Below are 1,272 nucleotides of genomic sequence, written 5' to 3' on the forward strand. Positions count from 1 at the left end.
GTCTTGATTCCATATTGATCGAGCTTATACTAAACCATGTTATCACTCCGGTAAATGAGCCGTTCAACTAAAAATCGATCGAGTAACCCGTTTTCCTAGTTCGCTTTTACTGTTCTCGTCCAAATTTTGAAGATATCCTTAATTTCCCTCTTGTTTAATCTTCTTTTAACTTGGGGCTGAAAAAATGCGATTGTTTAGCCTTTTTTTGCAGGGTTTCAGCTAAAAATATGATTCATCCTATCTATCGTCACCATTGGAAATTTTTATTAACCTTGCTGTCAATTGCTGGCAGTATCAATATTGTTACCGAATCGGCCTCAGCTTTAAATATCACCCGATTGAGCAGTCTTGGCAATAGTACAAATGCTGCTAATAACTTCGGGGCAGAAATTCCCGCTTATGACCCCTCTAGTCGCAAATTATTCGTAATCGGTCCCAATAATCGTCTAGATATTGCCGATATCAGCAATCCCGCTAGTCCAATTCCCTTACCCTCGATCGATCTTAGTCCCTACGGTGCGGGGGTTAACAGCGTTGCCATCAAAAAGGGTATCGTGGCCCTGGCCATGGAAGCTAGTCCGATTACCAATAACGGCAGTGTGGTCTTTTTCAATACTAATGGTATCTTTCAGAGTCAGGTTACTGTGGGCGCTTTACCAGATATGTTAACCTTTACTCCTGACGGTAATCGGGTTTTGGTCGCTAACGAAGGGGAAGCGAGAGGGGCGATCGATCCCGATGGTTCGATTAGTATTATTGACCTTAGTGCTGGTATTCTCAATCCCACGGTCAACACCGCTACTTTTGATAGTTTTAATAGTCAGATCGATAGTCTCCAGCAAGCGGGAGTGCGAATTTTTCCGGGTAAAACCGTCGCCCAAGATGTGGAACCAGAATACATCACCGTTTCCGACGATGGAACCACTGCATGGGTGTCTCTACAGGAAAATAATGCTGTTGCCGTAGTCGATGTTGCTAACGCTCAAGTCACCAGTATTGTACCCCTAGGAGCCAAAAATTTTAACGCACCAGGTAATGGTTTGGACCCTAGCGATCGAGATGGAGGGGTAAATATTAATAATTGGCCGGTTTTTGGCTTATACCAACCGGATACGATCGCCACCGTTACCATCGCCGGACAAACCTATTTAATTAGGGTCTGCTGAAAAAGTTTTTCCTAGGGGCAGGGTGTAGGGTGTGGGGTGTGGGGTGTGGGGTTTTACCCATTTTCATCGGGTAAATTACCTAATTTTCAGGGAAAAAGTCCCGGAA

At 44.3% G+C, this 1,272-nt stretch carries 1 protein-coding gene; it reads left to right on the forward strand.

Going from position 1 to position 1,272, the window contains the following annotated elements:
• Positions 1–227: 227 nt before the first annotated feature.
• Positions 228–1,166, forward strand: coding sequence for a choice-of-anchor I family protein (locus tag PX481_RS09645; protein ID WP_288094490.1), 939 nt, complete (start codon positions 228–230; stop codon positions 1,164–1,166).
• Positions 1,167–1,272: the final 106 nt, after the last annotated feature.

Source organism: Microcystis sp. M53603_WE2 (assembly GCF_030065435.1).

Bases quoted from the DNA above. Each gene is read 5' to 3' on its own strand.
- PX481_RS09645 (WP_288094490.1), top strand. From the start codon at position 228: ATGATTCATCCTATCTATCGTCACCATTGGAAATTTTTATTAACCTTG.